This is a genomic window from Leifsonia sp. NPDC058248, assembly GCF_042881905.1.
Taxonomy (GTDB): Bacteria; Actinomycetota; Actinomycetes; order Actinomycetales; family Microbacteriaceae; genus Leifsonia.
In genome coordinates, this window is the sequence record NZ_JBHVXB010000011.1 from 113420 (window position 1) to 120287 (window position 6868).

The window sequence follows — 6868 nt, forward strand, 5'->3', positions numbered from 1 at the left end:
CAGCGTTCAGGATGCGGCGAGCCGCTTCTTCTCCTTCTCCACGTCGTAGGTCGCGCGCGGCCAGTCGAGGTCCAGCCGCTCCAGGGCGTCGATCAGCAGATGCTGCACGGCCAGTCGCGCGTACCACTTGCGGTCGGCGGGGACCACATGCCACGGCGCGTACTCGGTCGAGGTGCGCTCGATCATGACCTGGTACGCGGCCTGGTAGTCGTCCCACAGCAGACGCTCGTCGACGTCGGCGGGGTTGTACTTCCAGTGCTTGTCCGGGCGGTCCAGGCGGTCGGCCAGGCGTTCTTTCTGCTCGTCGGCGCTGAGGTGCAGCATCACCTTGACGATCGTGGTGCCGTCACCGGCGAGAGCCTTCTCGAAGTCGTTGATCGCGTCGTAGCGACGCTCGATCTCGTCGGCCGGCGCGAGATTGCGCACCCGACCGATCAGCACGTCCTCGTAGTGCGAGCGATCGAAGACGCCGACCTGGCCCGCCATCGGTGTCTCCCTCTCGACCCGCCAGAGGAAGTCGTGCTTCAGCTCGACCTCGGTGGGCTTCTTGAAGCCTGCGTAGTGCACGCCGCCCGGGTTCATCGCACCGACGACATGCGAGACGATCCCGCCTTTGCCGGCCGTGTCCATCGCCTGCAGCACCAGCAGCACCCGCCGGCGGTCGCCGACGCTCCCCGCCGCGAACAGCTGCTCCTGCAGCTCGGCGACGAGTCCCGCCCCCTCGGCCAGGGCCTTCGCGCCCTGACGCTTGCCTCCGTCGAAGCCGTACACGGCATCCGTCGGCTGATCGGCCAGGACGAACCCCTTGCCCACACGCAAGTGCTCGTCGGGGTCCGTCGTCCAGAAGCTTTCCCGTCCCACGCCGGCCTCCTCGATCGCGCTGTGAGTTCATCGTACGTTCGCGGCACCGGGTTGCGACATCCCGGATGCACCCCGGGCGTGCATCCGGGGTCGTCGTCGTCCGTGCGTCGGGTTCCTAACGGGACCCGGCCACATCGAACACCGGATCGAACGCGTCGGACGGGTAGAAGGTGACCGTCGACTCGTCGCCACGAGGCAGCAGCACCGGACGGAACTCCTCCTCCGCCTCCGCGTCCTCGAACGTGAGGTCGAGGATCTCGCGCCAGCGTCCGTCAGCCATCCGCTGCACCGTGGCCTCCCAGGTGACGCCGGGCGTCTCCTTCGCCTGCAGCCGGAAATGGATGCCGACCGCCCGTCGGCGTTTGAGCAGCGACAGCAGCCCCCGGTAGACGGCGATGCGCTCGACCGTCGTGAACCAGGGGCGCAGGCTGCGCACGAGCACGTCGGCGTTCCAGAGGATGGTCGTCGCGAAGCCGGCGCGCGACTGGTACACGTCCACGGCCAGCACGTCGGGGATGCGGCGCAGCGTCTGACGCAGGGTGCCGCGCGTGATGCCCTCCTGAACAGTGCTGTGCAGATAGAAGGGCACCGATGGCTGGGCGATGGACGTGCTGCGGCGCACAGCGGCATGGTCGACCAGCTGCTGGCCCGGGCCGAAGAACACCCGCAGCTCCCCGAGGATGCCCGCCACCCGGTCATCCGGCGGCTCGGCCTCCAGGGTGCGCGCGGTGTCGGCATACGCGGTCGACTGGTGCAGCACGCCCAGCCGGAAGCCGACCGGCAGCGGCGGCCCGGCCTTCACGGTCACGAACTCGCCGGTGCCGGAGGCCTCCAGGCGCACGGGGTTCTCGCGTCCTTCGATCCGCGGCACGAGGTCGAGCACATGCTCGAGAGCCAGCACGTGCACCCCGAGCGGGATCCGCACACGGCCGAGCGGTGCCCCGCCGGTCACCAGATGGGAGACGGTGAAACCCTCCGCCGCCGCCCGCACGGCCACCTGGGCGGCCACCATGCCACCGAGGCTGAAACCCGCGAGCATCACCGGCTCACCCTCCCGGATGCCCGCAGCGCGCATCGCCGCAAGCCCGGCCCGCGTCGCCGTGGGCTCCCCCTCGCCCCCGACCACGAGGTCGGCGGTGAGGTCGTTCGGGGCGACACCGGCCCGCGGGTGCCAGGACTTGGTGCTCGGAAACTGCACGATCCAGTGACGCAGCCCACGGGCATCCGATCGCTGCGACACCCGGATGAGCGCGACGTCGGCCCTGTCGTCCAGGTCGGGATCGCACAGGTCGTCGATCTCGCGCTGGCTCACGAACAGGTCGCGCAGCCCCGTGATCTGCCGGCGGCGCAACGCTCCGGCGGCGAGTCCCGGGTAGCCGAGCGGGTCGGGGTACGGGCCCAGGTGCAGGCCGAGCAGGCTCGACGGGACGTCGGCGAGAGCAGGTGAGGGCACGTAGTCGCGCGGAGCAGCCGGGTCGCGCCACCAGCGCAGGAAGTCCCGGATGTGCGGGAAGGTCTCTGCGAGGTAGTCGTCGTACGTCAGGATGCGGGCATGCTGTCCGTCGTGCAGCCAGCCGCGACGGTGCCCGAGGTTCACAGCCTTGCGCAGGATGCCCGCGAGCGTGAACACCGCGAGGTAGGGCCGGGCCCGCCACCGTGGCGCGACCAGGCCGATCAGCCCGGCCAGGAGGGCCAGCGGCCCGAGCAGGAACCCCACGAGGCGAGCGGAGGCGCCGACGATCCGCGGTGCGGCGGAGAGGTAGAGCGAGCTGTAGGCGAGGGTGCGCGCGCGACGATCGGCCGGCGGCCTCAGCCGGAACGGGTACGGGATGCGCCGCAGCCGCTGCAGGGCGAACCACACCCAGGCGGCCAGCGCACCGACCAGCCAGACGACGGCCGCGACGACGGCGACCACCACCGCGATCGCCAGGAGCACGATGCCCACGGCCAGCATGACGACGGCGCCGATGATGACGCCGGCGATCAGGGCGATCTGCGATCCCGCCCCGCGTCCGCGCCACGTGCGGGCGGGGAGCTGGGGCAACATGGCGTCAGCCTAGCCCGGGCCACCGTCGCCGGTCCGGCGTCGCGGCGAGCGCCGAGACCGGCGGCCGGTCAGACCCGGCGGCCGGTCAGACCTCGCGGCCGGTCAGACCTCGAAATCGACGGCCGAGCGACCGCCCACCACCGAGCGGATGTACGCCGCCACCGTCTGATGATCCGCGTTCTCGACGTAGCGCTGCAGGGCATCCGCGTCGGCGAAGTCGCTGATCAGCGCGATGTCGAAGTTGTCGCCGGGGAGCGCGTTGACGCCGACCTGCAGTGCGAGGATCTCCGGGATCACTGCGGGGAGGCTCTCCAGCCCGCCCTTGATCACGGCGAGCTGCTCGGCGCGTTCGGCCTCTTCGGCCGCCTTCAGCTTCCAGGTCACGACATGGCGGATGGTCATTCGGCCTCCAGGAGTGCGGTGCGGAGACGGGCCGGGTCGACCCGCCAGTAGGTGTGGACGCGACCGCCGATCAGCACGACGGGGATCTCCTCGACGTAGCGCTCGTGCAGGGCGGCGTCTTCGAGGATGTTCTGCTCGACGACCGTCACAGCGGGCTCACCCGCGGGCAGCTCGGCGATGACCGACCGGATGACCTCCCGCGCGTCGTCGCACAGGTGACAGCCCGGCTTGCCGACGAGCGTGAGTTCCACATCCACCCCTTCAGCCTACCGAGCGCGCGCAAGCAAAAAGCGCCGGACCCGGAGGGGCCGACGCTTGAGCCGCAGACTCGAGGTCTACTTCTTGTTGCGACGCTGGTGGCGCGTCTTGCGAAGAAGCTTGCGGTGCTTCTTCTTCGCCATACGCTTGCGACGCTTCTTGATAACGGAACCCACGTAGACCTCACAAAGTTAGGGGGCAGGCCGCGGAATGCGCGGCGACACAAGGTAGCAGTCTACCCGACGTCAAGCCGTGTCGGCGACGTGGTTGTCCAGAGCCTGCGTGACGGCCGACTCCGGCACCCGGAATGAGCGCCCGAAACGGATGGCCGGGAGTTCCCCGGAGTGCACGAGACGGTACACGGTCATGCGGGAGACGCGCATCATGTCGGCCACCTCGGCGACCGTCAGAAAGCGCACATCCGAAAGATCGCGTGCCATTTCCTGTGTCCTGTTCGTCCCGCTGCCCATGGTACTCGTGTGACACGAGTAATGAATCGAAACTCTAGGGCCAGAACGGCCTGCCCGTAAAGTGCGGAATGCGCGGGTCAGTCGCGGCGCCACTTGCGCGGCGTCACCCGCTCCACGGCGGTGGTCACCCGGTGGCTCGTGTCGGCGAACACCTTGCCGACCGTGCTCGCGAACTCGCGCGTGTCCTCGCCGAGCTCCGCAGTGATCGCGGCGGCGTCGACACCGGATGCCACGAACGGAATGATCCAGTCCTCGACGACCTCGAGAGGCTCCGAGTCGAGGCGGTAGTAGCGGTGCTGGCCCTCCTCGCGCACGGCGACGAGCCCGGCATCCCGCAGCACCTTGAGGTGTTTGGAGACCGTCGGCTGGCTGAGCTCCAGCGTCGCCACGATCTCGGAGACACTGATCTCCCCGAAGGAATGCACATCGTCGGCGTGACGGTCGAGCAGTACTGCAAGGATGTCGCGCCTGGTCGCGTCGGCAATCACGTCAAAGATGTCGGCCATTCCCCCAGGCTAGTCACTCACTCAGCGGAGTACCACGTCAGATGCTCGCGGTGGGATGATCGGACGATGCGAGCGACCCGAGCGGTGCGTCGACCCACCATGACCGGTGCGGGCGGAGTGCGCGATGCGGTGAACGATTTCGCCGGCCGGAGCCCGTCCCGCTTCGCGATCCTGGTGTTCGCGGTGCTCATCCTCGTGTTCACCCTGCTGTTCTCGCTTCCCATCGCGACGGTCACCCGCACCGTCACGCCGCTGGCCGACGCGCTCTTCACCGCCGTCTCGGTCATCTGCGTCACCGGCCTCTCGACGGTCGACATGGCCACGCACTGGTCGGTGTTCGGCCACATCCTGGTGTACCTGGGCGTGCAGATCGGCGCGGTCGGTGTGCTCACGATGGCGAGCATCCTGGGCCTCGTCGTCTCGCGCAAGCTCGGATTGCGCGCCAAGCTGATGGCCGCCAGCGACAGCAACCCGCTGCGCCTCCACAGCGGACCCGTGGCCGAGGGGCAGGCCGTACGCCTCGGCGAGGTCGGCAAGCTGCTCACCACCGTCGCGCTCAGCCTGGTGGTGATCGAGGGTGTGGTCGCGCTGCTCCTGTTCCCCCGGATGCTCATCGCGGGCATCCCCCTCGGAACGGCCGCCTGGGAGAGCCTGTACTGCGCGGCGATGGCCTTCACGAACACGGGCTTCGCGCCGAACGTCGAAGGTCTCACGGCCTTCCAGGAGGACTTCTGGTTCCTGGGCGCACTGATGATCGGCGTCTTCCTCGGGGCGATCGGTTTCCCGGTCATTCTGGCGATCGCCATGAACCTGCGCAAACGCCGCCGGCGCTGGTCGATCCACGTCAAGCTGACGCTGCTGACCTCGGTGATCCTGCTCGTCGCCGGCACCGTGCTGTACATCGTGCTCGAATTCGACAACCCGAAGACCTTCGGCAGGCTGGATGTCGGCCACACGATCTTCCAGTCGCTCTTCCTGTCGACCATGAGCCGCTCGGGCGGTTTCGCCACCATCCAGATCAGCGACCTGCACGGCTCCAGCCTGCTCGTCACCGACATGCTCATGTTCATCGGCGGAGGCTCGGCGTCCACGGCCGGCGGTATCAAGGTCACCACGTTCGCGGTGCTCCTCCTGGCTGCGCTCGCCGAGGCCCGCGGTGTCGACTCGATGGACGCGTTCAAGCGGCGCATCCCGATCGACGTGCTGCGGCTGTCGGTGGCCGTCGCGCTGTGGGGCGCGACCATCGTGGCGGTGTCGAGCGCGATCATCCTGCAGATCACGAAGGCGCCGCTCGACCATGTGCTCTTCGATGTGATCTCCGCGTTCGCGACCTGCGGTCTGTCCACCGGCCTCACCGAGAAGCTTCCGGATGCCGGGGTCTACGTGATGGCGGCCACGATGTTCTGCGGGCGCGTTGGTACAGTGACACTCGCCGCGGCGCTGGCGCAGAGCCAGCGCAGGCGGCTGTTCCAGAACCCGGAGGAGAGGCCGCTCGTTGGTTGACCGCATCAAGCACAATGCACCCGTGCTGGTGATCGGCCTCGGCCGTTTCGGGGCCGCGACCGCCGGTCAGCTCGACCGCCTCGACCGCGAGGTGCTCGCCATCGACATGGACGCCGCGCTCGTGCAGAAGTGGGCGGACCGGGTCACGCACACGGTCCAGGCGGATGCCCGCTCGATCGAGACGCTGCGCCAGATCGGGGCCGAGGACTTCTCGATCGCCGTCGTCGCGGTCGGGTCGTCGATCGAGGCCAGCGTGCTGATCACGGCGAACCTGGTCGACCTGAAGGTGCCGCAGATCTGGGCGAAGGCGATCTCGAAGTCGCACGGCAAGATCCTGGAGCGGATCGGCGCCAACCACGTGATCTACCCGGAGGCGGAGGCCGGCGAGCGCGTGGCACACCTCGTGTCGGGCCGGATGCTCGATTTCATCGAGTTCGACGACGATTTCGCGCTCGTCAAGATGTATCCGCCGAAGCCGATCCGCGGGATCCGCCTCGGGGAGTCCGGCGTCCGCAGCAAGCACCGGGTCACGGTGGTCGGCGTGAAGTCCCCCGGCAAGCCGTTCACCTACGCGACTGCGGAAACCGTCGTCTCCGACCACGACCTCATCATCGTCTCCGGCGCCTCCAACGACATCGAGCGCTTCGCCGCCCTCGACGCGTAGCGCCCCGCGCTCCGCGCCCTCCGCCCCGCCCACTCCGCCCCGCGCTCTCCGCCCCACCCACTCCGCCCCACCCACGCCGCCCCACCCACTCCCCCCCACCCACTCCGCCCCACCCACTCCGCCCCACGATCGAGTCCGGACTTGCTGGGTCGAAACA

Annotated in this window: 9 protein-coding genes; 2 read left to right on the forward strand and 7 right to left on the reverse strand. The window is 69.0% G+C overall.

All coding sequences use genetic code 11. The features are described 5' to 3' along the window. Positions 1 to 6: 6 nt before the first annotated feature. From ACFVV5_RS17070 to ACFVV5_RS17100, 7 genes are all read right to left on the reverse strand, one after another. The gene (locus ACFVV5_RS17070) at positions 7 to 861 is read right to left on the reverse strand and encodes a PPK2 family polyphosphate kinase (RefSeq protein WP_387246481.1); all 855 of its coding nucleotides are present in this window, start codon (positions 859 to 861) and stop codon (positions 7 to 9) included. Between the two features lie 115 nt (positions 862 to 976). Beyond that, positions 977 to 2908 (reverse strand): hypothetical protein, encoded by a 1932-nt coding sequence (locus ACFVV5_RS17075; protein WP_387246483.1) that lies wholly within the window; start codon positions 2906 to 2908, stop codon positions 977 to 979. Positions 2909 to 3010: 102 nt separating this feature from the next. Next, positions 3011 to 3310 (reverse strand): Dabb family protein, encoded by a 300-nt coding sequence (locus tag ACFVV5_RS17080; RefSeq protein WP_387246485.1) that lies wholly within the window; start codon positions 3308 to 3310, stop codon positions 3011 to 3013. Then, complete coding sequence (locus tag ACFVV5_RS17085; protein ID WP_387246487.1) at positions 3307 to 3567, reverse strand: glutaredoxin family protein; 261 nt, start codon at positions 3565 to 3567, stop codon at positions 3307 to 3309. The genes ACFVV5_RS17080 and ACFVV5_RS17085 overlap by 4 nt, the downstream gene beginning before the upstream one ends. A gap of 78 nt (positions 3568 to 3645) precedes the next feature. Beyond that, on the reverse strand, positions 3646 to 3744 hold the full coding sequence (locus tag ACFVV5_RS17090) for a 30S ribosomal protein bS22 (protein WP_003792170.1): 99 nt from the start codon (positions 3742 to 3744) through the stop codon (positions 3646 to 3648). 69 nt (positions 3745 to 3813) lie between these two features. After that, positions 3814 to 4008, reverse strand: coding sequence for a helix-turn-helix domain-containing protein (locus tag ACFVV5_RS17095; RefSeq protein WP_055889786.1), 195 nt, complete (start codon positions 4006 to 4008; stop codon positions 3814 to 3816). 107 nt (positions 4009 to 4115) lie between these two features. After that, the gene (locus tag ACFVV5_RS17100; protein ID WP_387246489.1) at positions 4116 to 4544 is read right to left on the reverse strand and encodes an ArsR/SmtB family transcription factor; all 429 of its coding nucleotides are present in this window, start codon (positions 4542 to 4544) and stop codon (positions 4116 to 4118) included. A gap of 66 nt (positions 4545 to 4610) precedes the next feature. Here ACFVV5_RS17100 and ACFVV5_RS17105 point away from each other — a divergent pair, with 66 nt between their 5' ends. Beyond that, entirely contained in the window at positions 4611 to 6047 is a 1437-nt protein-coding gene (locus ACFVV5_RS17105) for a TrkH family potassium uptake protein (protein ID WP_387246491.1), read from the forward strand. Further along, the gene (locus ACFVV5_RS17110; RefSeq protein ID WP_387246493.1) at positions 6040 to 6711 is read left to right on the forward strand and encodes a potassium channel family protein; all 672 of its coding nucleotides are present in this window, start codon (positions 6040 to 6042) and stop codon (positions 6709 to 6711) included. The genes ACFVV5_RS17105 and ACFVV5_RS17110 overlap by 8 nt, the downstream gene beginning before the upstream one ends. The last annotated feature ends 157 nt before the right edge of the window (positions 6712 to 6868 follow it).

What these genes read in the sequence shown, in the direction of transcription:
- ACFVV5_RS17100 (WP_387246489.1), bottom strand. Translation starts at nt 4,544, where the DNA reads ATGGCCGACATCTTTGACGTGATTGCCGACGCGACCAGGCGCGACATC.
- ACFVV5_RS17095 (WP_055889786.1), bottom strand. Translation starts at nt 4,008, where the DNA reads ATGGCACGCGATCTTTCGGATGTGCGCTTTCTGACGGTCGCCGAGGTG.
- ACFVV5_RS17105 (WP_387246491.1), top strand. Translation starts at nt 4,611, where the DNA reads ATGCGAGCGACCCGAGCGGTGCGTCGACCCACCATGACCGGTGCGGGC.
- ACFVV5_RS17080 (WP_387246485.1), bottom strand. Translation starts at nt 3,310, where the DNA reads ATGACCATCCGCCATGTCGTGACCTGGAAGCTGAAGGCGGCCGAAGAG.
- ACFVV5_RS17075 (WP_387246483.1), bottom strand. Translation starts at nt 2,908, where the DNA reads ATGTTGCCCCAGCTCCCCGCCCGCACGTGGCGCGGACGCGGGGCGGGA.